The sequence below is a fragment of the Jiangella mangrovi genome (assembly GCF_014204975.1).
Classification (GTDB): Bacteria; Actinomycetota; Actinomycetes; order Jiangellales; family Jiangellaceae; genus Jiangella; species Jiangella mangrovi.
In genome coordinates this window covers 6,203,804-6,225,441 of the sequence record NZ_JACHMM010000001.1, presented here as the reverse complement: position 1 = coordinate 6,225,441, position 21,638 = coordinate 6,203,804, and the positions used below count along the sequence as shown (strand labels likewise).

Here is a 21,638-nt window from a genome sequence, read left to right as displayed (position 1 = left end):
GGGGGTGACGTCGTGTCGGTTTCGAGGCTACGGACCGGGGGTCGACGGCGACAGGCTCAGACTTGTCCTGCGAACTCGCGCAGTCCGGCGGCGACCGCGGTGACGACGGCGTCGAGGTAGCGGCGGCCGTCCTCGGCGGTGCCGGCCGAGGGGTCGTCCGAGAACCCGTCGCCGCTCGCCATCGCGTCCGGCTGCTCGACGTGGTAGCGGCCGAAGTAGCCGGCCGGGTTGCGCTCGAACCGGGTGCCGGGACGGTGGGGAGGGTCGACGACGAGGTCCGGGCGCAGCGCCAGGGCCAGCGACGTCTCGAACGCGCCCGCGTGCCCGGGCAGCCGGCCGCGGTCCTGCGCGCCGGCGGCGATCAGCTCGTCCCACGCCATGACCCAGTAGGAGCCCGCGCCCACCCGCACCCGCAGCGTCTGCCCGGCCTCGCGGGCCGCGACGACGACCAGCTCGGCGTTGCCGCCGTGCCCGTTGAGCAGGAACACCCGGCGGAACCCGGCGGCCGTCAGCCCCGCGCACACCTCCTGCAGCTGCGTCAGCAACGTGACGACGCCGGCCGTCAGGGTCGCGCCGATGGGCACGTGGTGCGGCGAGTACCCGACGGCGACGCTCGGCGCCACGACGACGTCGAGCTCACCGGCCAGCCGCGCCGCTGCCGCCGTCGCCACGTGCTCGGCCACCATGAGGTCGGTGCCGAGCGGCAGGTGCGGGCCGTGCTGTTCGCAGGCGCCGACGGGGACGACGGCGACCGCGTCCGGCGCGCGCTGGGCGACGGCGGCGCGGGTCAACTCGGAGAGAAGGCTCACGAGGGCCCCGCGTGCAGTGTGTGGTCGCCCGATCGCAGCACGTGGCTGCGCATCAGCGCCTCGGCGCGGTCGGCGTCGCCGTCGAGGATCGCGTCGCCGACGTCGATGTGCTCGGCGTTGCCGCGCTGCAGCTCCTCGGGGTCGGCGAGGGCGCGCTTGCGAACCGCGGCGTCGACGCCGAGGAGCGTGCCGACGAACTGGACGATCACGCGGTTGCCGGACAGCTCGCGGATCGCCTCGTGGAAGCTGGCGTTGATGCCGACGATCTCGTCGACCGGCCGCAGGATCGGGTCCTTCATCAGCGCCAGCGGCACGGTCAGCGCTTCGAGGGTCGGGCCGTCGATCTCCCCGGCCGCGACGCGGACCGCGCAGAGCCGGGCCGCCAGCCCTTCCAGCCAGGCCCGGACCGTGATGACCTGCTCGAACGAGGTGAGCGCGTTCTCGCCGACCACGATGCCGCGGCGCGGGATGGTGCGCACGAAGCCCTCGTTCTCGAGCCGGCGCAGCGCCTCCTTGACCGGCGTGGTGCTGATGCCCAGCTCGCTGGCCGTCAGCCGCTCGGTGATCTTGTCGCCCGGCGCCAGCTCGCCACTGATCAGCTTCGTCAGGAGCACCTGGTACACCTGGTCGCGGATCAGCGGCGCCTCCTGGATCAGCGGCATTCTCGGCTGCTGGTCGGTCACCATCGGACCACCGTCCCCTCGCGCAGGGCCTCGGTGACGGCGGCCCCGAGCCGCAGCGAGGCGAGGCCCGCCGCCGTCGACGTCTCCGGCTCCGTGCGGGTGCGCACGCACTCGACGAAGTGGGCCAGCTGCCGGTCGAAGCACTCGTCGTTCCACGGCCGCTCGAACCGGACCTCCTCGGTCCGCAGCGCGCCGTCGTCGTCGCGGGTCGTGAGCGTCGCAACCTGCTCGGGACGGTCGATCAGCGCGACGCCGCGCGGGCCGAGGATGCGGAACTCGCCCTTCGGCGAGGTGGGGAAGAACCAGCCCACCTCCATGCGCGCGACGTCGCCGTTGTCGTAGTCGACCAGGGCGGACACGAAGTTCTCGCCGTGGAACGACGGCTGTGACCGGACCCCCGCCGCCCGCACGGACACCGGCGCCGCACCGGTCAGGTAGGCGAGGTAATCGGCCAGGTGCGCACCCTCGTGCAGGTACGACGGACCGTGGGCGAGGAAGTCCTGGATCCGCCCGACGTGGACGGTGTCGGCGGCGTCGTAGCGCTCGTCGAAGCCGCCGAGCGTGTAGACGACGGGCGAGCCGATCAGGCCGTCGTCGAGCCAGCGCCGCGCGGCCCGGACGAGCGGCGAGAACCGGTTCTTGAAGCCGATCTGGACGATCCGCCCGGTCCGCCGTCCCGCGTCGTGCACCCGCTGGGCGGACGCGAGGTCGACGGCCATCGGCTTCTCGCAGAGCACGTCCAGCCCGGCCTCGACCGCGGCGATCGTCGGCGACGGCGCGACATGCGGCGGGACGGCGACGACGGCGGCCTGGGCGCCCACGCCGGCGGCCAGCGCCGCCTCGAGCGAGTCCCACGCCGGCACGCCGTACTTCGCCGCGGCGGCCTCGCGATGCGAAGCGACCACGTCGACGACGGCGACGAGCTCGACATCGGGGGAGCGGTCCAGCGCCGGCAGGTGCCCCGTCGTCGCGATGTCGCCGCAGCCCACCTGGACCACGCGCAGGGTCCCAGCGGTGTCAGCAGTGCTCACGGCAGCCCCAGGAGTCGTTCGGCGTTGCGGTGCGCCAGTGCCGCGGCGTCGTCGCCGGGCAGTTCGGCCAGGATCGCACGATGGACGGACAGCCGGTGCCGGGGAAGGTCCGGGTCGCCGAAGCCGCTGTCGGTGCCGAGGCTCAGCTTCTCGACCGGCACCTGCGCCACGATCTGCCGGAAGATCGCCCCAGGCGCCGTCCCGCACATCGTGACGTGCACGTTCGGGTAGCGCAGTGCGGCGGCGACGGCGTCCTCCCACAGGTCGAACAGCCCGCCGTGCGCCAGCACCACCGTGAGCTCCGGGAAGCGCGCGGCCAGCCGGGCGATCTGCAGCGGCGACGCGTACGGCGGCGTGCCGTCGTGGACGACGAACGGCAGCCCGTGCTCGATGGCGGCCTCCGCGACCGGGTCCATGTACGCCTCGAGCGGCGAGAACCCCTGCATCCACGGGTGCAGCTTGAGCGCCCGGAAGCCGCGGTCCGCGCAGCGGTGCACCTCGGCGGCGGCATCGGGGCGGCGCGGGTCGACGGTGCCGAGCGGGATCAGCCGCCCGTCCGACCCGGCGCAGGCCTGCGCGACGACGTCGTTGCCGGCCACCGCGTCGAAGCCGAGCCCATCCAGCGTCATCACCGCCGCCCGGGTGACGCCGTGGCGGTCCATGGCGGCCAGCACGTCGGCCTGCCGCCAGCGGGCCCAGTCCGGCGACGTCGCGGCCGGCAGGTGCGTGTGCATGTCGACGAACGTCATCGCGACGCACCCCCGCCCAGCAGCAGTTTCGTGGCGGAACCGCCCAGCACGGCGGCCCGGTCCGCGTCGGCCAGCCCGGCCCGCTCGGCCCGCGCCAGCTCCAGCCCGGCGTCGTTGAACGGCGCGTCGCTGCTGAACAGCACCCGATCGGCCCCCAGCGTCGCCACCAGCGTGGCGATCAGCGAGGCGCCGTTGTAGGCCGTCTCCGCGACCAGGTTCGGCCCGGTCGTCAGCGCCGGCAGCAGGTCGAGGGAGAAGTCGGTGCGCCCGGACCGGCCCATGACGAACGTCAGCCCGGGCCGGCGCAGTGCCAGCTCGGCCAGCTGCAGCGGCTCGCTCGCGACCGGCACCCCGGTGACGACGTAGACCGGCCGGCCGTGCTCCTCGGCGACGTCGAGCACCGGCTCGAGCAGCGGCGACAGCAGCCCGAACCCCTGGACCGACGGCGCCAGCTTCAGCCCGCACGCGCCGTCGGCGAACGCCCGTTCCAGCTCGGCGCACGCCCGGGCTCCGTACCAAGGGCTCACCGTCGCCCAGAACGCCAGCCGGTCCGGGTGCGCCTGCGCCCAGCCGGCCAGCGTGCGGTTGCCCTCCGCGTTGTCGACGGCGACCCAGCGGCCGACCGCGCCCACGACGGCGCGCTCGATGCCGCCGTCGTCCATTGCCTGCAGCAGGGCGTCGACCCCGAGAGTGGGCAGGCTCGGATGCTCGCCGGCGGCGACGTGGGCGTCGACGACGGTGTTCATCAAGCGACGGGTTCCGGGCGCCGGTAGCCGCAGCGGTCCAGGTGCTCGGCCAGCGCGGCGCGGTCCTCGGGGCGCAGCGGCAGCAGCGGCAGCCGGACCGCCGGCCCGCACCGTCCGAGCAGAGCCATGGCCTCCTTGATGACGGTGATGTGGTAGCCGGGGCGGGCGGTGCGCAGGGCGGCGATGGGGGCGATGCGCTCCTTCACCAGCGTCGCGTGCCGGTCGGCGTCGCCGTCGAGCGCGGCCGCCCACACGTCCAGCGCCACGTTCGGGTCGAGGTTGACCAGGCCCGAGGTCATGGCGACGGCGCCCATGCGGGCGTACTCGACGGCGGGCAGCTCGGCCATGCCGTTGATCCAGACGTAGCGGTCGCCGAGCCGGTCGACGCAGCGGGCGAACAGCGCCTGGTCGCCGGCCTCGTCCTTGACGGCGACGGCGGCCTCGACCTCGGCCAGCCGCTCGAGGTCGGCCTCGTCGTAGACGGCGCCGTCGGTGCTGAACACGATCATCCCGAGCCCGGAGGCCGCGCCGATCTCGCGGTAGTGGCGGACCATGCCGTCGGCGTCCGGGGTCACGAAGTAGAGCGGGTTGACCATGAGCCCGTCGGCGCCGGCACCGGCCGCGATGCGGGCCAGCCGGGTCGCGATGTCGGTGGCGTGTCCGACGCCGGCCAGCACCGGGACCCGCCCGCCGACGGCGTCGACGGTCTCGCGGACCAGGTCGGCGTACTCGGCCTCGTCGAGGGCGTAGAACTCGCCGACACCGCCGGCGACCACGACCGCCCCGACGCCGCTGCCGGCGAGGAAGGCCGCGTGGCTGCGCTGGCCGTCGAGATCGAGGGCGCCGTCGTCGAGCAGGCACGTCGGGGTGAAGGCGAGGACGCCGCGCAACGAGGTGCGCAAGGTCTGCAGGTCCACGGATTGGCCTTTCCTCGAAGGGAGAGCTCTGGTATATCAGACATCAGCTGGTACTGAACAGCCCGCTGACTGGAGGAGCCATGCGACACCACGCGACCGTTCTCGGCCAGCCGATCGCCGTGCCGGAGCAGGAGACCGACGAGGGCCACGTCCTCGTCGTCCTGGCCGACGTCGACGACTTCGAGGTCAGCCGGCTGGCCCGCGGCGACGAGTGGGCGTCGAGGATGCTGGAGGCCGCCGCTGCCGCCGTCGAACGGTGCGCCGCGAGCTACGCCCCGGACAAGCACGGCCCCGTCGTCGCGGTCCCGCCGGACGCGTGGATGGTGACCTTCCACGGCGACGACGCCACCGAGCTGCGGGCCACCGGGCGCCGGTTCGCCGCGCTGGTGCGCGACCGCGTGCAGGCCGCCTGCGGGGTGGCCGTGACGGTGGGCATCAGCCGGCCCAGCTCGGGTTCGGCCCGGGTCGAGGCGGCGACGGCCGAGGCGGTGTCGGCGCTGGATCACAAGCTCGTGAGCGGCGGCGACGCGGTGTACGACCTCGCCGAGGTGCGCTCGGCCCGCGGCACCGGAGGCGCTCCGGTACCGGTGCCGGACCGCGTCGAGGAGCGGCTCGCGCAGTGCGTCCGGCGCGGCGACGCGACCGGCGCGGTGGCCACGCTGCGCTCGTGGATCGACCGCGTCAGCGCCGTCGACGGCGTCACCCCCGACGTGCTGCGCGAGTGGCTGGCCGCGGAGGTGCTGTACGCGCTGGAGGTGGCGGGGCAGCGGCGGCTGTCCGACGGGTCCACCGACTGGATCGCGGCCTGCTCGAGGCTCCCGCTCAACGAGGTGGTCGAGATGTACGACATCCACGACCGGTCGTACCTGGTGCTCTGGCTCGAGCAACTGCTGCCGCGGATCGTCGCGTCGCACGAGGCGCCGTCGCCGGCCCGGCACGTGCTCGCCGTCGTCGAGCGCTACATCCAGGACCACTACGCCGACGACCTGCGGCTGGTCACCGTCAGCGAGGCCGTCTTCGTCAGCCCGTACTACATCAGCCACCTGTTCCAGCGCGAGCTGGGCACGACGTTCCTCAAGTACCTGACGGCGGTGCGCATGCGCCACGGTCGGCGGCTGCTCGCCGACACCGAGCTGCCGGTCGAGCTGGTCGCCGAGCAGGTCGGCTACCAGGCGCCGAAGCGCTTCCGCGAGCTGTTCAAGCGGACCTTCCACGTGACGCCCAGCGAGTACCGCCGCCAGGTCACGACGCCGGTGCTGCGGGCGGTGGGCTGATGCCCGCCGGGCTGGGGTCCGACGACGCGCGGATCGTCGACGTCCACACCCACGTCATGTGGTACCCCGACCACATCAGCGAGCAGACCGCCGGCGAGGCGCAGGCGGCGAAGCTGGTCAAGCTCGAGCGCAGCGGCGGGCTCACCAACGCCGCCCACCTCGACCTGCACTGCTACGACTCCACGCCGGCCGAGCACTGGGCGGCCGCACAGCAGGCCGACCGCGTCGTCGTCTTCGGGCTGGCCGCCAAGCCGACCGGGTTCGACGTGCCGAACGACGTCATCGCCGACTACGTCGCCGAGCACCCGGAGCGGCTCGAGGGCTGGGCGTCGGTCAACCCGGGGGAGCCGGACGCCGTCGACGAACTGGTCCGCTGCGTCGAGGACCGCGGCCTGCGCGGGCTCAAGGTCGGCCCGACGTACCAGCACTGGGACCCGCGCGACCCGTCGCTGTGGGGCGTGTTCGAGTACTGCGAGCGCCACGACCTGCCGGTGATCATCCACCAGGGCACGACGTTCCCGACGACGGCGCGGCTGGAGTACGCGCAGCCGCTGCTGCTGGAACGGCTGGTCATGCGGTTCCCGGCGCTGCGGGTGATCATCGCGCACCTCGGGCACCCGTGGGAGGAGGACGTCGTCGCGCTGATGCGCAAGGCGCCGAACGTCTGGGCCGACATCTCCGCCCTGCACTACCGGCCGTACCGGTTCTGGCACGCGATGACGACGGCGTTCGAGTACGGCGTGACGGGGAAGCTGCTGTTCGCGTCGGACTTCCCGAGCGCGACCGTCGCGCAGACGCTCGAGGGGCTGCACCGCGTGAACGACGTCGTCGCCGGGACACCGCTGCCGACCCTGCCGGTCGATGTGCAGGACCAGATCGTCCACGAGAACTGGAAGCGGTTCTTCGGTACCCCCTGACCGCGGGCAACGGGGCAAGTCTCCGGTCCGCCGGGCAACTATCCGGCTGTTGCCGCCGCCCGCCGCGCACCTAGGTTCGCGGCAAGCGTCCTGGCTTCATCCGAATCGTCCCCCCCCGGCCGTCAGGAGCACTCATGCCCTTCCTGCGCGCACGATTCCCACGACGTCGATCCCTCGCCGCCCTGGCGGTGGCCGCCGCGGGCGCCTTGCTGGTGCCCGCGGCGTCGGCACCCGCCGCGCCCGAGTCCGACCCGGGTGTCGTCGAGAACCTCGGCATCCCGATCTCCACCTACCTCGTCCTCGACACCGTCCTGTCCGACGACGCGAACGGCGACCCGACGCTCTACGGCAGCACCTACAACGCGCCGAGCGACGCCGTCACCTTCTTCGGCGTCGACCCCGAGACCGGCGCCGTCCGCACCGAGCTGCCGATGCCCGGCGCGTGGGGCGGGTACCACGTCGCCGCGGCGCCGAACGGGCACGTCTTCCTCGGCCCGCTGAACTCGTCCAGCGCGTCGCAGATCTGGGAGTACGACCCGGTCGCCGACACCGTCACGCTGGCGGCGACGATGCCCAGCGGCATCATGTGCTTCGGCATCACCGTGTCGCCGTACACCGGCAAGGTCTACTGCGGCGTGCACTCCGGCACGGGCGTCTACGAGTACGACCCGGCCACGGACGCCGTCCGGCTCGTCGTCGCGACCCGCACCTATCCCAAGGGCCTGACGGTGCTCGACGCGAACCGGCTCGTGGTCGCGCAGGGCACCGACGCGAGCGTCCTCGTCGTCGACATCGCCACCGGCGCGACGACGGAGGTGCTGCCGGCGGCGTACCAGCACTACTCGTTCGCCTACAACTCCCTGCGCATCGGCGACTGGGTGTACGTGCAGCTGGTGACGCCGGACTCGAGGATCATCCGGTTCGACGCGGCGACGATGACGTTCGACGCCGAAGTCACGGGCATCACCGGCATGGGGTTCGCCCCACAGGGCGGCGCCGATCCGAACGACTTCTACGCGATCGGCGGCGGCGCCGGCGGCACCAGCATCATCGCCGTCGACGGCGACACCCTCGCCACCACCGACACCGGGACGCCGCCGTCGTTCGTGTCGGCCGCGCGGATGTGGCCGGTGACCATCGACGGGCAGCAGTGGTTCACCAGCGTCGGCAGCGGCGGCCTGCTCGGGCGCTGGAACCCGGCGACCGGCGAGGTCTGGACCCACCAGCTCGCGCTGCCCGGCAACCCGACGAACATCACCGCGCTGGTCACCGGCCCCGACGGGTCGGTGTACGGCGGCACGTACGAGACGAACGCGCTGTTCGGCTACGACCCCGGCACCGGCGACACCACCGTCTACGGCAACGTCGCGCCCGGGCGGACCGGCGAGATCCTGTCGATGGCGACGGCCGGCGACAAGATCTTCATCGGGTCGTACATCAACAATGTGGTGACCGTGTTCGACCCGTCGGAGCCGTGGAACCCGGGCAGTTCGGCGACCTCGAACCCGCGGGACCTGGGCCCCGTCGGCGACAACCAGTACCGGCCCTGGGACATGGAGGTCGGTCCCGACGGGCGGGTCTGGGTCGCGTCGTCGGCGGCGTACGGTGCGCTGCAGGGTGCGCTGACGGCGATCGACCCGGTGACGTACGACGTCGAGTCGTTCCGCGGGCTGGCCGGGAACCAGCATTTCTTCGCCGTGGCGGCCGGCGACGGCGTCATCTACGGCGGCACGACCCGCTACGGCGACGACACCGACGCCGGCGGCGACGCGCAGGTGCTCACCGTCGACCCCGATGACGGGACGGTGATCGACTCGGTCGTCCCCGTGCCGGGCGCGACCCGGATCCTGTCGCTGGAGACGGCGGCCGACGGGACGCTGTACGGGTCGGCGGACGGCTCGTGGTTCCGGATGGACCCGGTGTCCGGTGCGGTGACCGTGCTGGGCGCGTTCCCGGGCGGGCAGCTGCTGGGCCTGATCGACGGTCCCGGCGGCGACCTGTACGGCCACACGGGCAGCGCGATCGTCCGCATCCCGGCCGGCACGGACACCGTCGAGACGGTGGCGACGCCGGGCAGCGGCTACTACCGGACGCTGGCGTTCGACGGGTCGGACCGGGCGTACTGGGGCGGTGGCGCGGCGTTGCTGCGGGTGCTGCCGGACGTGGCGCCGGCTGCGACGTCCACCGCGGCGTCGACCGGGCTGCGGCCGGCGGCGGCCGGTGGGCCGGCCTCCGTGACCGTCCGGGTCGACAGCCCGCCGGGGGAGCCGCAGGGCACCGTCACGCTGCACCGTGTTCGTGCTGATGGTGGGGTGGGCGAGGCCGTCGCGTCGGCGTCGTTGGCCGACGGCACCGCCGTCGTGACCGCCAGCGCATCCGATGTGGGCGGGCCGGGCCGGTACTCGCTGGTCGCCGTGTACGGCGGCGACCTGGCGCACGCGCCCAGCACGTCCGCGCCGGTGCGGGTCATCGTCGGGCCGGGGCGGTGAGGACCGTGTCCGGACGCAGGCTGATCTCCGCCGTCCTCGCCGTCGCGACCCTCGTCACCACGGCCGTCGCCGGGCCGATCGCGCCCGCCGCGGCGTCGTCGACCACCGTCTCGACCATCTCGTCCACCATCGGCGCCACCAACGTCACGCCGATGCACAGCCCGCAACTGCCGAAGATCGTCCAGGACTCGAACGGCTGGCGCTATGCCGTGACGCTGGACGGCTCCGGCACCTCCTACCCGTGGATCTCGCGCATCTGGAAGTCGCCCGACGGCGTCAACTGGACCCTCGCCGTCACGCTGAACCAGTGGGTCTACCAGCCGCCGTCGCTGCTGCTGGACTCGGGCAACAGGCTCTGGCTGACCGTCCCGTGCTACACCGGCGGCCAGTGCTACCCGGGCGTCGCCGCCGCCAGTGGCGCGTCCATGGAGCGCGTCTACCTGACCCGCCTGCAGTTCTCGACGCGGCTGGGGGACGGGTCGTTCGACTTCGGCTCGTGGAGCGACCAGTCGGTGCGCTCGGCCGGCGCGGAGCGGTACTACGGCGGCATGGCGATCGACAACGACCGCCGCTACATCTACCACGCCTACAGCAAGGCCGACTGGAGCCTGAACGTCAGCCGGTTCGACACCTGGACCAACACCGAGACGAGCACGCTGGTGGCCAACCCGGGGGTCGACGAGGCGTACCTGTATCCGCGGGTCCGGCCGGGCACGTCGAGCGGCGAGGTGTGGCTGCTGTTCAACCAGACGGTGCTCAACACCGGCAGCAGCGCGACGATCCACGGCGTGCAACTGTGGCGGTCGACCGACGGCGGCGCCTCGTTCCCGTCGGGCCAGCGCTACATGGTCGCCTCGTGTCCGTCGCCGGACGGGGTGTCGAACTGGTGCGACGCGGCGGACCTGGTGGTCGACGGGTCCAACCAGCCACACGTCCTGTTCTACAAGATGATCTCCGGGGTGTCGCACCTGTACTACTGGCGCGGCAACGCCGGTTCGGTGACGCTGCCCGGCAGCCCGGTCGACCTCGGCACCTACGAGAACCACGCGCAGCTGGCGGTCGCGGCGTCGGGTGAGCGGTTCGTGCTCGGCACACCGGCGGCCGGCTCCGGATCGCTGCACGTCCTGCGGTCGACGACCGGGACGTCGTGGGCGACGGAGACGTTCCCGGTCAGCGGGGCGGCGCAGGTGTACTCGCCGAACCTCGAGCGCAAGGAGACCGGCTCCTGGGTGCCCGACGCCGGGAGCGGGATCCGGATGCTGCTCTCGACCCGCCCGACCGGCTCGTCGGCCTTCACCCGGCTCGACTACCTCACCTACACCCCGACGTAGGGATCGGTCAGTCCGACATCGCCGCCGCCACCTTCGTGAGGGCGGCGGCGATGTCGTCGACGTCGGCGTCGGTGTAGTTCTCGTTCCACTGCAGCACGACGAGAGTGTCGTCGACGAGCCGCTCGGCCTGGGGGCAGAGACCTCGGTGAAAGGTCCAGTCCCTCCGGGCCGGGGGACTGGTCAGGGGGAACGCGGACTGCCCGTACGTGCGCCGCTCGGTCAGTGCCGGGTAGAGGTAGACCGGCGACTGCAGCCAGCCCGCGACCGCCGGGATCCCCTCGGCGGTGAGCGCCTCGGCCCAGCGTCGGTTGCGGTGGTTGCTGCCGTCGACGATGAGAGGGAGGACCCACCAGGCGTGCAGGTCCGGCTCCGGTGGGAAGCGGACGCCCGGGAGGTCGCCGACGGCGTCGAGCAGCCGGGCCGCATGCTGACGCCGTCGTTCCACCACGTCGGGGAGCCGGCGCAGCTGGACGCCGGCGACGGCCGCGGTGAGGTTGGTCATGCGGTAGTTCAGGGCGAGGAAGCGGTGGAACCGGCCCTCGTCGCGCGGCCAGGCCTTGTCGGCGAAGAGCCGCATCCGTTCCGCCACCGCGGGGTCGTCGGTGATGCAGAGGCCGCCGTCGCCGGCGGTGACGTGCTTGTACTGCTGCAGGCTGAAGCAGCCGACGGCGCCGTACGTGCCGACGGGCGGGGCGCCGGAGGCAGGGCGGGCGAGGTAGGCCTGGGCGCAGTCCTCGATCAGCGGGACGCCGGCGCGGTCGGCGAGCGCCCGGAGCTCGCGGACCGCCGCGGCCGCGCCGAACAGGTGCACGACGAGGATCGCCCGGGTCCGCGGCGAGAGATACGCGGCCACCGAGGCAGGGTCGAGGTTGCCGGTCAGCGGGTCGACGTCGGCGAAGACGGGGACCGCGTTCTGGGCGAGGATCGCGGCGATCGTGCCCCAGTCGGTCAGGGGAGTGGTGATGATCTCGTCGCCCGGCTCCGGATCGACGGCAGCGACGGCGAGGTGCAGTGCGGCCGTGCCGGACGAGCTGGCGACGGCGTGCCCGATGCCGTGCAGGTCCGCCATGGTCGCCTCGAGCTCGCGTAGCCACGGTCCGCCGCACGACGCGTTGAGCACCCCGCTGTCGATCACCTCGAGGACGGCCGCGCGCTCCTCCGCGCCGAACGTCCGCCCGGCCGGGACGAGGACGGTGGGCAGCGGGCGGGTCCGCACCGGCCTGCCGCCGTCGAGCGCGAGCCGGGTCACGCCGGGACCAGCCTGAGGGCGCGGCCGTCGAGCCGGACCTGCGTGAAGGCGCGGCCGTAGCGGACGACCCGCTCGTGCGCCTCGCCGCCACCGGGCCGGAGGTGCGCCGGGAACAGCAGCGCGACGCCGTCGACGTCTCCCTCGACGGTGACTGTCACGGCGCCGTCCTCCTGCTCGCTCACCCGCAGCCGCAGCTGCCGCCGTCGCTCCGACCAGTCCGCCAGTGCGGCGCTGGTGTGGAACCCGACTCCGGCGGCGCGCAGCCGATGCACCGTCTCGGCCAGCGCCGACCGGACCTCGACGTGGTGCTGCAGGTGCTGGCCGTGGAAGAGCAGGTGCACCAGGCCGTGCCGGCGCAGCACCTCGCCGACGAAGGCGTCGCGGACCTCGAGTGTGCAGGTCAGCCAGAGGTCCTGCGTCTGCAGTGGCAGGTCGAGCACGTCGGCCGGCCGGTTGCCGTGGGCGGCGCTCGTCAGCGGATGGTGCGGGTGGCAGGTCCCGAACGGGAACCCGATCGCGCCCTGGACGCTCGGCCCGTGGCTCTGGTCGACCCGCAGGCCGAGATCCTCGCACCACAGGTGGAACTCGTCCCACCCCTCCCACCGGGTGAAGTGGTTCTTGTTCGTGACGATCGGCGCGCCGCGCACCTGGTGGGTCGCCCAGGCCAGCTGCTCACGCAGCCGCTCGAAGCCCCACGTGCAGTCCGGCGTGTCGAGCATCGCGTTGTAGTGCAGCGCCGGCTCGTGCCCGGCCGCGACCACCTCGTCGTACACGTCCTGCGAGTAGCCGCCCGGATACAGGAAGCACCAGGTCACCGGGATGCCGGCGGCGGCGAACGCGTCCAGCGCGGCGCGGGCCGACGGGTCGTCGTTGGCATCGGAGTCGTGGCTGACGTGCGCCGCGGCGGGCGCGCCGTCCGGCCACGGCGCCACCAGCGGCAGGACGGTGCCGGCCTCGCCGGCCAGGTCGAGCAGCAGGTGCAGCAGCACCTCGCGCCACCGGTCGGCCTGCGCCGCGCCGAAGAACGGCAGGCTGCGCGTGGGCGGGTGGTCGTGCTCGTAGGCGGCGTCCGGTGTGCCGCCGTCGGCGGTCGTCCGGTCCTCGGCCCACGAGAGCGCGATGCCGTCGTCGCACTTGAGCAACCCGTCGTCGATCGGCGCGGACCCGTCGGCCGGCGGAACCCCGTCGCGGTGCACCGGATGACCCTGCGTGATCCGCACCAGCGTGTGCCAGAGATCCGGCCCGACGACGGCGACCGCGCCATGCCCGCGCGCGGTCGTGACGATGGCGGGGCTCTGGTCGTGGGCCCAGCGGGCGCCGACGCTGCCGCCGTCGGGCACGGCGAGCGACCAGCCGCCGAACGCGCGCAGCCGGTCGTCGCCGACGTGGACGAGCGCCTCGGCGGGTGCCGGTGTCGCCGTCAGGCCGGTCCAGCCCGGGTCGTGACCGCACACCACGAGCGCGCCGCCGCCGTCGGCCCAGTCGAGCAGGGCGGCGGCGGTGTCCGGGTCCGGCTCGTCGACGACGAGAACCGGCAGGCTGACGCCGTCGTCCATCGGCGGGAGCCCGTCATGGACGGTCGCGGGGACGCCGAGAATGCTCAGCGCTTCGGCAGCGGCCGGCGCCGACCAGACGTCCCGCCCCTCGCGCCGGGCCGCGTCGGCGCCCTTCTGATCGGTGACGATGCGGATCATTGCCGCCACGATAGGGAGCGCGGCGGCGGCGCACAGGGTGGATTCTTGCCCTCTGAAGTGCGCAATCACGCGCCTGGGCCGGGGCGTGCCGCACCGTCTACCGTCCGGGGCAACCATCGTCAGAGGAGGCCCCCGGATGCTCAGACGGCTCACCGCTCTGCTCGCCGCCGTCCTCATGGCCACGGGGGCGACGGCCGCAGCCGCCCCCGTCGCCCCAGCCGCCATCGGTCCTGCCGCCATCGGCACGGTCGAGGACCTCGGCGTCCCGATCACGAACTTCCTCATCCTCGACAGCGTTGTCGGCGCCGACCGCGACGGACGCCCGATGCTCTACGGCAGCACCTACGCGGCCAGCTCGCCCGGCGTGACGTTCTTCGCGATCGACGTCGAGACCGGTGAGCTGGTCAAGGAGCTCCCGATGCCCGACTCGTGGGGTGGCTACCACACCTCGATCGGCTCCGACGGCCGCGTTTACCTCGCCACCCAGCACGGCGACGGCCTGGCGCACCTGTGGCGCTACGACCCGGAAACCGAGCAGCTGGGGATCGTCGCGACCACCGACGAGACCGACATCGGCCACACGTTCTTCTTCGGGGTCGGCGCCGGCCGCGGCGGCAAGACGTACCTCGGCACCTACCCGTCGGGGAAGCTCTTCTCGTACGACCAGGAGTCGGCGGAGCTTCGCGATCTCGGTGTCGTGCAGGCGGACCGGCTCTATGCGAAGGCGATCGTGCCGCTCGACGGCCGGCGGGTCTTCGTCGGCGGCGGCACCCCCGCGTCGGCCAACATCGTCGACACCCGCACCGGCGTCGCGACGTCCATCCTGCCGGAGCAGTACGCCGACTACTCGTTCGCGTACAACGCGGCGGTCGTCGGCAACAACCTGCTGGTGCAGCTAGTCGTGCCGGACCAGCGGGTGCTCCGCTTCGGGCTGCGTGGCACCCGCACCGAGTTCCTCGGCGAGGTCCCGGGACTGACCGGGACCGGGATCGTGCCGATCTCCGCGAACGAGGCCTACGCCGTCGGGACCTGCCCGGGCTCGGCGTTCGGGATCGTCCGGCACTCCTTCAGTTCTGGATCCTGCTCGTACCTGACGGACGCGTCCTGGGTGTCCGGGCAGATCTCGCGGGCGACGATCGACGGGTCGGAGTGGCTGGTCGGCGTCGGCCAGAAGGGCCTGTTCGGCCGCTTCAACCCTGCGACCGGCGAGGTGGTGACGGCACAGCTCACGTTCGCGGGCTCCGGCAGCAACGTCACGGCTCTGCGCACCGGCCCGGACGGCGCGATCTACGGCGGCACCTACGAGACGAATGCGCTGTTCCGGATCGATCCTGGTTCCGGGGCGACAACGGTGCTGGGTGGGGTGGCCGCGGGGCGCAGCGGCGAGATCCTGTCGCTGGCGTCGACCGACTCCGAGCTCTACATGGGCTCGTACACGCACAACGTGGTGACGGTGTACGACCCTTCGCGGCCGTGGGCGCCCGGGGTCGATCCGTTGGTATCGAACCCGGTCGATCTCGGGCCCGTGGGGGAGGAGCAGTACCGTCCGTGGGACATGGTCCAGGGCTCGTCCGGCGACGTCTATCTGGCATCGGGCGCGGCGTACGGGCAGCTGGGTGGCGCGCTGTCGCGGATCGACGGCGACACCCATGCGGTGTCGTCGTGGCGCGGCCTGGCCGGCGACCACAACCTGTTCGCCCTGGCCGCAGGCTCCGGTGAGGTGTATGTGGGCTCGACCACCCACGGCGACGGCGTGACGGCGACGGGCCCGGCTCAGCTGCTGGTGTTCGACGAGGCGTCGTCGACGGTGACGTATTCCGTGGTCCCGGTGCCCGGCTCGGAATGGATCGCGTCGCTCACCGTGGCCGGGAACGGTGTCGTCTACGGGTCGACGCTCGAGGGCGACTGGTTCCGCTTCGACCCGTCGACGCGCGTGGTGACGGTGTTGGGCTCGTTCCCGCTGGGGTCGGCTCTGGCACTGGCGACCGGTCCGGACGGCCTCGTGTACGGGACCTCGGGCGGCGCCCTGTTCCGCATCGACCCGGCAGATGACTCGGTCACGACCCTCGCCGAGGTGGGTGGTGGCTACTACCGCACCATCGCCTTCGACGATTCCGGGCGGGTCTACTGGGGCAGCGGCACCCACGTCATGCGCTGGACCCCGTAGTGCACTGATGGCGGGTGGTTTGGTGGTGCTATAGCCCCACCAAACCACCCGCCACGCGCTGAACCCGGATGGTGAATGGTTGAGGGATCAGTGTCGCCAGAGCTACACCGATCCCTCAACCATAGAGATCGGGGCGGCGGTCGGCGCGGTAGGTGGCGATGCTCGACCAGCGGCGGGTGTCCTCGTCGTCCGTCTCGAGCTGGGCGGTGGTCACGCCTTCCTCAGACCCGAGCGATGCAAGGACTCGGCCGGAGGCCGAGGCGATGGTCGAGTGGCCGATGCTGGTGAAGCCGCCACCGGCACCCGCCAGGCAGGACATCACCACCGGCACGCCGTTCTCCAGCGCTCGCACCCGCGCCAGCGACCGCACCATCGACCCGTCCCAGCCCATGCCGGTCTGCCACGGATCGGTGATCCAGTTGGTCGCGTTCACGATCATCGTGGCGCCGGCGTCGACCAGCGCGCGGACGTACTCGGGGAAGATCAGGTCGTAGCAGACCGTCAGCCCCAGCCGCCCGATCGCGGTGTCGACGACCAGAGGACCGGGCCCGGCGGCGTAGACCGAGCGCTCGGTGCTGAACAGGTGCGCCTTCCGGTACGTCGCGAGCCGCGAGCCGTCCGGGCCGAACAGCGACAGCGCGTCGTACAGGTCGGCGCCGGACGACTCGATGTGGCCGGCCGCGAGATGCACCCCGAGTGAGGCGGCCACCGTCCCCAACTCCTCAGCGACCGGGCCATCGGCCGGTGACGCCACGGCTTCGGCGTCGGAGCGGGAGAAGGGATAGCCGGTCACCGCGCACTCCGGAAGGACGACCAGCGATGCGCCGCCCGCCGCGGCTTCACGTGCCGACGACGAGATTGCGGCCAGGTTGGCGGGCACGTCGCCCAGGACCGGTGCGACCTGGGCGCAGGCGACCGTCACGGCCATCAGACCGGTGCCCCCACGGTCGCGCGTTCGTACGCCGCGGTGTTCACCAGCGAGCCCACGCCCTCGACCGTCGCGACCATGGTGCCGCCGTCGTCGACCTTGCCGATGCCCGACGGGGTGCCGGTGGCGATGATGTCGCCCGGCTCGAGGGTGATGCCGGCCGAGATCACCGAGATCAGCTCGGGCACGCCGAACACCATGTACCGCGTGTTCGACGACTGCCGCACGACGCCGTCGGTCGTGAGCGACAGGTCCAACGACCCCGGGTCGGCGATCTCGTCCGCCGTCACCAGGTACGGGCCGCAGGGGGCGAACGTGTCGAAGCCCTTGCTGTGGTCCCACGGCTGGTTCTTCTCGATCGCCACGAGCTGCAGGTCGCGCGCCGTCATGTCGTTGAGGACGGTGTAGCCGAGCACGGCGTCCCGCCAGTCGGCGACGGCGACGTCCCGGGAACGGCGCCCGATCACGACCGCGAGCTCCACCTCGAAGTCCAGCCGCTCGGAGCGCGCCGGGCAGCGGACCGTCTCGCCGTGGGGGAGCAGCGACGACGGCGGCTTGAAGAAGATGACCGGCTCGGTGGGCACGGCCTGGGCGCCCTCCTCGGCGTGGGCGACGTAGTTGAGGGCGACGCAGACGATCTTCTGCGGGCGGGCGACGGGCACGTCGAACCGCGCCGACGCGACCGGAATCCGCACCCCGGCAGCGGAAGCCGCCAGTGCGGCCACCTTCGCCTCGAGGTCGGGGGTCTGCAGCAGCTCCACGAGGTCGTCACCACCGAGCGGCGACAGGTCGAGCAGCGTCTCGTCGTCGAGCCGGACGGCGGGGACGGTGCCGGCGTCGGTGCGGATACGGCAGAGGAACATCAGTGACCTCCTGCGAGCGGTGAGGGGGAGCGGGCCGACAGGCCGAGGACCCGGCGGGCGTTGCCGCCGAGCACGAGCGCCTGGGCGGCGGCGGAGAGGCCGGCGCCGAGCACGCGCCCGACGCCGTACCGCGGGTCGATGAGGCAGGCGTCCGTGCCGTGCAGCACCCGGTCCGCCCCGAGTTCCGAGACCAGCCGGCGCAGCCACCGGCCGGTCATCCACGAACCGCAGGTCTCGGCCAGGATCGACGGGTGCTCCTGGGCGACGGCGATGGTGCGGCGGAAGCCGTCGACGGTCGCGCCGGAGTGGCCGACGATCAGCGGTAGCGACGGGTAGCGGGCGGCCACCGCGCCGAACAGCAGCGGGTCGCTGTGCACCGTCCCGGCGAAGCCATGCGCCAGCACCGGCACCGACGCCTCCACCGCGAGCCGCCAGACCCAGTCCAGCCGGGCGTCGTCGATGGGGCAGTCGTGCGTGTCGGGGTGCACCTTGAACCCGCGGACCAGCGGCGATTGCAGTTGCTCCGCCAGGAGCGCGGCGTCCTGCGGCCGGTTCGGGTTCGCGACCAGCCACACGGAGAGCCGGTCCGGGTGCGCCTCGGCGGCGGCCAGCGCGGCGGCGTTGCCGGCCGGGGTGTCGCCGCCCCAGATCGAGGACAGGTGCGAGATGACGGCGTGCCGGGTCCCGGTGCGGTCGTACGCGGTCAGCAGCGTGTCGGCGTCGGGGTGCGGCAGCCAGGACGACGGCCAGCGACCCAGGTGGACGTGCGCGTCGACGATGTCCGGCTGCTCATCGACGACGGCGTCAGCCTGCGGTTCCGCGGTGTTCGGTCCCCGCCCGGTCGGGAGGGTCCCCACCCTAAGGGCGGGGACCGACAACGTGCTTTCGCCGACCGGATCCGGGACCGGATCCGCGGCGAGACCGAGGAGGCGGGCGGCGGTGCCGCCGACGACCATCGCCTGGTCGGCGGTCGACAGTCCTGAGTGCGAGAGCAGGAACAGCGGCGCGGCGTCGTCGCGGACCGGCGCCCCCGTGCCCAGCAGCACCCGCGAGGCCCCGTACCGCGACACGAACAGCTCGAGCCCGTCCAGCGCCGCGAGGTAGGAGAGGTCGACGTGCAGGCGAGGGCGCCGGTCCATGACGGGGAACGCCTGCCGCAGCGTCCGGTACCCGATCCCGGCGACGACGACGTCGACGGACGGCAACGCGGCGCACAGGGCGTCGATCGCCGACCAGTCGGTCTCCTCGAGGTCGATGAACACAGGGAGACCGGCTCGCCGCAGCACGTCTTGCAGCGAACCGGCCTCCGGTCCAGTGAGGCTCCAGCCGTGCCGCGCGGGCAGCAGCCAGATCGCCTTCGCGCCGGCAACGGGGTCGGCGCCGTGCTCACCGCAGTCCAGCGGCCCCAGCACGAACGACGGCAGCAGCCGCGGGTGCCCCTCGACGTCGGCCAGCAACGCAGCGTTGCCCAAGGCAGCGTCGTACGTCACCGCCAGCGCGGACCGCACGAGCGCAGCCGACAGCCCGAACCGGTCCAGATGCCGCTCGACGTCGTCGACCGTCCACGACGCAGACGCGTCCGACGGCCACGGGCCGACCACGACGTTCGCATCGACCCGCATCGAACCCCCGGTCATCCGGCGTCCGGCAGGTCGGTGAGCAGCCCGGCCTCGTGCGCCCGCCGCAGGAACGGCAGGTGCCCGCGCCATTCGGCGACGTCGTTGCTCAGCGCAACCCCCACCCCACGCGGCCGGTACCAGCGCAACCCGCCCGCCAGCCCGGCCCGCAGGAAGGCGTCGTCGCCGGTCGCGTCGAACGCCAGCGCCAGCGCCTCGCGGATCAGCGCGGACCGGTTGGCCCAGCGGTAGTCGAACCGGGTCAGGTAGACGAAGCTGCCGTCGCGGTTGCGGCCCAGCGTCAGCAGCGCCCGCGCTCCGGCCTCGAACGCCGCCGCGACCTCCGATGACGGCGACAGCGCCTGCAACCGCGCCAGCCCGGTCAGCAGCACCGCGTTCTGCCAGGCGCAGTAGTCGTCGACCAGCCCGAGCCGCATCAGCCAGCGCCCGTCCGGGTGCTGCGCGGCCAGCGCCGCCTTCGCCGTCCGCGCCGCGGCGTCGAGGTACACCGGCGAACCGGTCGCGGACGCGACAGCACAGAGCGCCTGCAGCGACCAGCCGCTGTTGCGCGGGCCGGGTTCCGGCCGGGTCCAGCCCAGATCCGTCAGCCCGACGATGCAGTCGGCGACTCGCCGCGCGGCCTCGAGATACCGCCCGTCGCCCGACACCTGACCGAACAGCACCAGCCCCTCGGTCCACAGGTGCCCGGTGTCGATCGACGTCCGCACCGGGCCCGACGGCGTCCGCGCGGTCACGTAGTGCACGTGCGCCCGCCCGTGCGCCCGCAGCCCGCCGACCTCGTGCGGATGCACGCTGTGGTGGATGAGGTCGACGTCGCAGAGGTGGTCGGCGTAGGCCTGCGCGGAGTCGTAGTACGCCCGCTCGCCGGACCTCAGGTAATGCAGCGAGAGCGCCAGCAGCGCGTCGTGCTCGTTGTTCGCGCTGTACCCGGTGCGCGGCCCGGTGGTGATGCCCTGGACGCTGTCGCCGAAGTCGTGGAAGCCCAGCGACTGCCCGCCCTGGTACCAGCCGGACAGTTCCTCGCGGATGTGCGCCTCGAGGTTCGGGTACCGCTCCGGCAGGTACGGCAGATACCCGGGCACCATCGACGCGACAGCAGGCACGAGCGGCGAGTCCAGCACCGCGCCCGCCCGCCGGTCCTCGCCGCCGGTCACCCGCAGCAGCCGGGTCTTCGCGGCGCCCTGGGTCAGCCGCAGCGGTCCCGCGTCGGCCGGCCAGAACCGCACGGTCACGCCCGACGGCGTCACCGCCAGGTCGCTCGGGTGGTTCTCGGCGAACCGGTGGACGGCGACGGTGACGGCGTCAGCCCCACCCGGCCGCGATGCCACCAGCCAGTTCACCGCCTGCCGGCCGTGCAGCTCGGCCCACTCCCAGCGGGTCGCGTAGTCCGGCTCGCTCGCGTCCTCCCACTCCGACCCGCCCACGACCTGCGACGTCGCGAAGATCCCGCGCGGGTGTCCCTCGCCCCGGTGGCTGACGGCGAACGGCGGCGCGCTGCGGTGGGCGGCCCCGAACACGCCGCAGACGGCGGAGTCGACGGGGCCGGTGGACAGCTCGACGGCCCACTCGGCAACCTCGCTCTCCGGCGCGTCGTCGTCGTTGACGATCGCCACCTGCAGGTCCACCGACGAGGCCCCCGCGCGCGCCGTCAGCCGGGCCCGAAAACCCCAGGACGGTCCGTACCGCCCGGCGAGCTCCACCTGCGCCACCAACGGTCCCGTACAAGTGACGGTGACACCGTCGTCCGGCACCACTGCGGCGTGCCGGACGCCGTCGTCGCTCACGAGCACGACCTCAGTAGCCGGCAGCCCGAGCGCAGGCACGGCGACGGCGAACGGGTCCAGCCCGACGACCGCCGACACCGTCCCCGTCGAGACCTCGGAGACCGTTGCCGAGGCGGCCACCGGCACACCGGGGACATCGCCGGACCCGGGCCGCACCACTACCGGCACCGACCCGAGCGCGCCGACCGTCACGGGGAACGCCAGCCCCACCCACCCGGCCTGCCGCCACAGCACCTGGTGCGGCACCTCGATGCCGTCCACCAGCACCGACACCGGTCCGTCGACAGCCCAGGGGACGCCGCAGCGCACCACCTCGCCGCTCCGGGGGACGCCGATCTCCTCGGTGACGCTCAGCCGCACGTCGGTCATC

Annotated in this window: 17 protein-coding genes; 5 read left to right on the top strand and 12 right to left on the bottom strand. The window is 73.1% G+C overall.

Annotation, left to right across the window (positions count from 1 at the left end):
* Positions 1-56 precede the first annotated feature (56 nt).
* From HD601_RS28775 to HD601_RS28750, 6 genes are read right to left on the bottom strand one after another with little or no spacing between them, the layout of a single operon-like run.
* Positions 57-809 (bottom strand): creatininase family protein, encoded by a 753-nt coding sequence (locus HD601_RS28775; RefSeq protein WP_184827796.1) that lies wholly within the window; start codon positions 807-809, stop codon positions 57-59.
* Positions 806-1,495, bottom strand: a complete 690-nt coding sequence (locus HD601_RS28770) for a GntR family transcriptional regulator (protein WP_184827794.1) — start codon at positions 1,493-1,495, stop codon at positions 806-808. Before HD601_RS28770 ends, HD601_RS28775 begins: the two co-directional genes overlap by 4 nt.
* Complete coding sequence (locus HD601_RS28765) at positions 1,489-2,523, bottom strand: Gfo/Idh/MocA family oxidoreductase (protein WP_184827792.1); 1,035 nt, start codon at positions 2,521-2,523, stop codon at positions 1,489-1,491. Before HD601_RS28765 ends, HD601_RS28770 begins: the two co-directional genes overlap by 7 nt.
* Positions 2,520-3,272: an amidohydrolase family protein gene (locus HD601_RS28760; RefSeq protein ID WP_184827790.1), complete on the bottom strand. Its 753-nt coding sequence runs from the start codon at positions 3,270-3,272 to the stop codon at positions 2,520-2,522. The genes HD601_RS28765 and HD601_RS28760 overlap by 4 nt, the downstream gene beginning before the upstream one ends.
* A complete protein-coding gene (locus tag HD601_RS28755) occupies positions 3,269-4,018 on the bottom strand; it encodes an amidohydrolase family protein (RefSeq protein ID WP_184827788.1) in 750 nt (249 codons plus the stop codon). Before HD601_RS28755 ends, HD601_RS28760 begins: the two co-directional genes overlap by 4 nt.
* Positions 4,018-4,935 (bottom strand): dihydrodipicolinate synthase family protein, encoded by a 918-nt coding sequence (locus tag HD601_RS28750; RefSeq protein WP_184827786.1) that lies wholly within the window; start codon positions 4,933-4,935, stop codon positions 4,018-4,020. The genes HD601_RS28755 and HD601_RS28750 overlap by 1 nt, the downstream gene beginning before the upstream one ends.
* A gap of 80 nt (positions 4,936-5,015) precedes the next feature.
* On the opposite strand from HD601_RS28750, the gene HD601_RS28745 reads away from it, so the two are divergent.
* The 4 genes from HD601_RS28745 to HD601_RS28730 all read left to right on the top strand — a co-directional run bounded on the left by HD601_RS28745 (position 5,016) and on the right by HD601_RS28730 (position 10,946).
* Positions 5,016-6,209 (top strand): helix-turn-helix transcriptional regulator, encoded by a 1,194-nt coding sequence (locus HD601_RS28745; protein ID WP_184827784.1) that lies wholly within the window; start codon positions 5,016-5,018, stop codon positions 6,207-6,209.
* Entirely contained in the window at positions 6,209-7,126 is a 918-nt protein-coding gene (locus HD601_RS28740) for an amidohydrolase family protein (RefSeq protein ID WP_184827782.1), read from the top strand. Before HD601_RS28745 ends, HD601_RS28740 begins: the two co-directional genes overlap by 1 nt.
* A gap of 134 nt (positions 7,127-7,260) precedes the next feature.
* Positions 7,261-9,615: an Ig-like domain repeat protein gene (locus HD601_RS28735; protein WP_184827780.1), complete on the top strand. Its 2,355-nt coding sequence runs from the start codon at positions 7,261-7,263 to the stop codon at positions 9,613-9,615.
* Positions 9,616-9,620: 5 nt separating this feature from the next.
* Complete coding sequence (locus HD601_RS28730; RefSeq protein ID WP_184827778.1) at positions 9,621-10,946, top strand: hypothetical protein; 1,326 nt, start codon at positions 9,621-9,623, stop codon at positions 10,944-10,946.
* A gap of 7 nt (positions 10,947-10,953) precedes the next feature.
* On the opposite strand, the gene HD601_RS28725 is transcribed toward HD601_RS28730, so the two are convergent.
* Positions 10,954-12,195 (bottom strand): aminotransferase class V-fold PLP-dependent enzyme, encoded by a 1,242-nt coding sequence (locus tag HD601_RS28725; protein ID WP_184827776.1) that lies wholly within the window; start codon positions 12,193-12,195, stop codon positions 10,954-10,956.
* Positions 12,192-13,889 (bottom strand): hypothetical protein, encoded by a 1,698-nt coding sequence (locus HD601_RS28720; protein ID WP_184827774.1) that lies wholly within the window; start codon positions 13,887-13,889, stop codon positions 12,192-12,194. Before HD601_RS28720 ends, HD601_RS28725 begins: the two co-directional genes overlap by 4 nt.
* A 136-nt stretch (positions 13,890-14,025) precedes the next feature.
* Here HD601_RS28720 and HD601_RS28715 point away from each other — a divergent pair, with 136 nt between their 5' ends.
* Complete coding sequence (locus HD601_RS28715; RefSeq protein ID WP_184827773.1) at positions 14,026-16,056, top strand: hypothetical protein; 2,031 nt, start codon at positions 14,026-14,028, stop codon at positions 16,054-16,056.
* A 115-nt stretch (positions 16,057-16,171) separates the two neighbouring features.
* On the opposite strand, the gene HD601_RS28710 is transcribed toward HD601_RS28715, so the two are convergent.
* Genes HD601_RS28710 through HD601_RS28695 form a run of 4 tightly spaced genes read right to left on the bottom strand, consistent with a single transcriptional unit; the run spans position 16,172 to position 21,637 of the window.
* On the bottom strand, positions 16,172-16,984 hold the full coding sequence (locus tag HD601_RS28710; RefSeq protein WP_184827771.1) for a carbon-nitrogen hydrolase family protein: 813 nt from the start codon (positions 16,982-16,984) through the stop codon (positions 16,172-16,174).
* The gene (locus tag HD601_RS28705) at positions 16,984-17,847 is read right to left on the bottom strand and encodes a fumarylacetoacetate hydrolase family protein (protein WP_184827769.1); all 864 of its coding nucleotides are present in this window, start codon (positions 17,845-17,847) and stop codon (positions 16,984-16,986) included. Before HD601_RS28705 ends, HD601_RS28710 begins: the two co-directional genes overlap by 1 nt.
* Positions 17,847-19,484: an amidohydrolase family protein gene (locus HD601_RS28700; RefSeq protein WP_184827767.1), complete on the bottom strand. Its 1,638-nt coding sequence runs from the start codon at positions 19,482-19,484 to the stop codon at positions 17,847-17,849. The genes HD601_RS28705 and HD601_RS28700 overlap by 1 nt, the downstream gene beginning before the upstream one ends.
* Positions 19,481-21,637: a hypothetical protein gene (locus HD601_RS28695; protein ID WP_184827764.1), complete on the bottom strand. Its 2,157-nt coding sequence runs from the start codon at positions 21,635-21,637 to the stop codon at positions 19,481-19,483. Before HD601_RS28695 ends, HD601_RS28700 begins: the two co-directional genes overlap by 4 nt.
* Between the last annotated feature and the right edge of the window lies 1 nt (position 21,638).

Excerpts from the sequence above, each read along its gene's own strand:
- HD601_RS28770 (WP_184827794.1), bottom strand. The coding sequence starts at position 1,495 with ATGGTGACCGACCAGCAGCCGAGAATGCCGCTGATCCAGGAGGCGCCG.
- HD601_RS28720 (WP_184827774.1), bottom strand. The coding sequence starts at position 13,889 with ATGATCCGCATCGTCACCGATCAGAAGGGCGCCGACGCGGCCCGGCGC.
- HD601_RS28715 (WP_184827773.1), top strand. The coding sequence starts at position 14,026 with ATGCTCAGACGGCTCACCGCTCTGCTCGCCGCCGTCCTCATGGCCACG.
- HD601_RS28735 (WP_184827780.1), top strand. The coding sequence starts at position 7,261 with ATGCCCTTCCTGCGCGCACGATTCCCACGACGTCGATCCCTCGCCGCC.
- HD601_RS28695 (WP_184827764.1), bottom strand. The coding sequence starts at position 21,637 with ATGACCGACGTGCGGCTGAGCGTCACCGAGGAGATCGGCGTCCCCCGG.
- HD601_RS28705 (WP_184827769.1), bottom strand. The coding sequence starts at position 17,847 with ATGTTCCTCTGCCGTATCCGCACCGACGCCGGCACCGTCCCCGCCGTC.
- HD601_RS28700 (WP_184827767.1), bottom strand. The coding sequence starts at position 19,484 with ATGACCGGGGGTTCGATGCGGGTCGATGCGAACGTCGTGGTCGGCCCG.
- HD601_RS28745 (WP_184827784.1), top strand. The coding sequence starts at position 5,016 with ATGCGACACCACGCGACCGTTCTCGGCCAGCCGATCGCCGTGCCGGAG.
- HD601_RS28755 (WP_184827788.1), bottom strand. The coding sequence starts at position 4,018 with ATGAACACCGTCGTCGACGCCCACGTCGCCGCCGGCGAGCATCCGAGC.
- HD601_RS28760 (WP_184827790.1), bottom strand. The coding sequence starts at position 3,272 with ATGACGTTCGTCGACATGCACACGCACCTGCCGGCCGCGACGTCGCCG.
- HD601_RS28740 (WP_184827782.1), top strand. The coding sequence starts at position 6,209 with ATGCCCGCCGGGCTGGGGTCCGACGACGCGCGGATCGTCGACGTCCAC.
- HD601_RS28710 (WP_184827771.1), bottom strand. The coding sequence starts at position 16,984 with ATGGCCGTGACGGTCGCCTGCGCCCAGGTCGCACCGGTCCTGGGCGAC.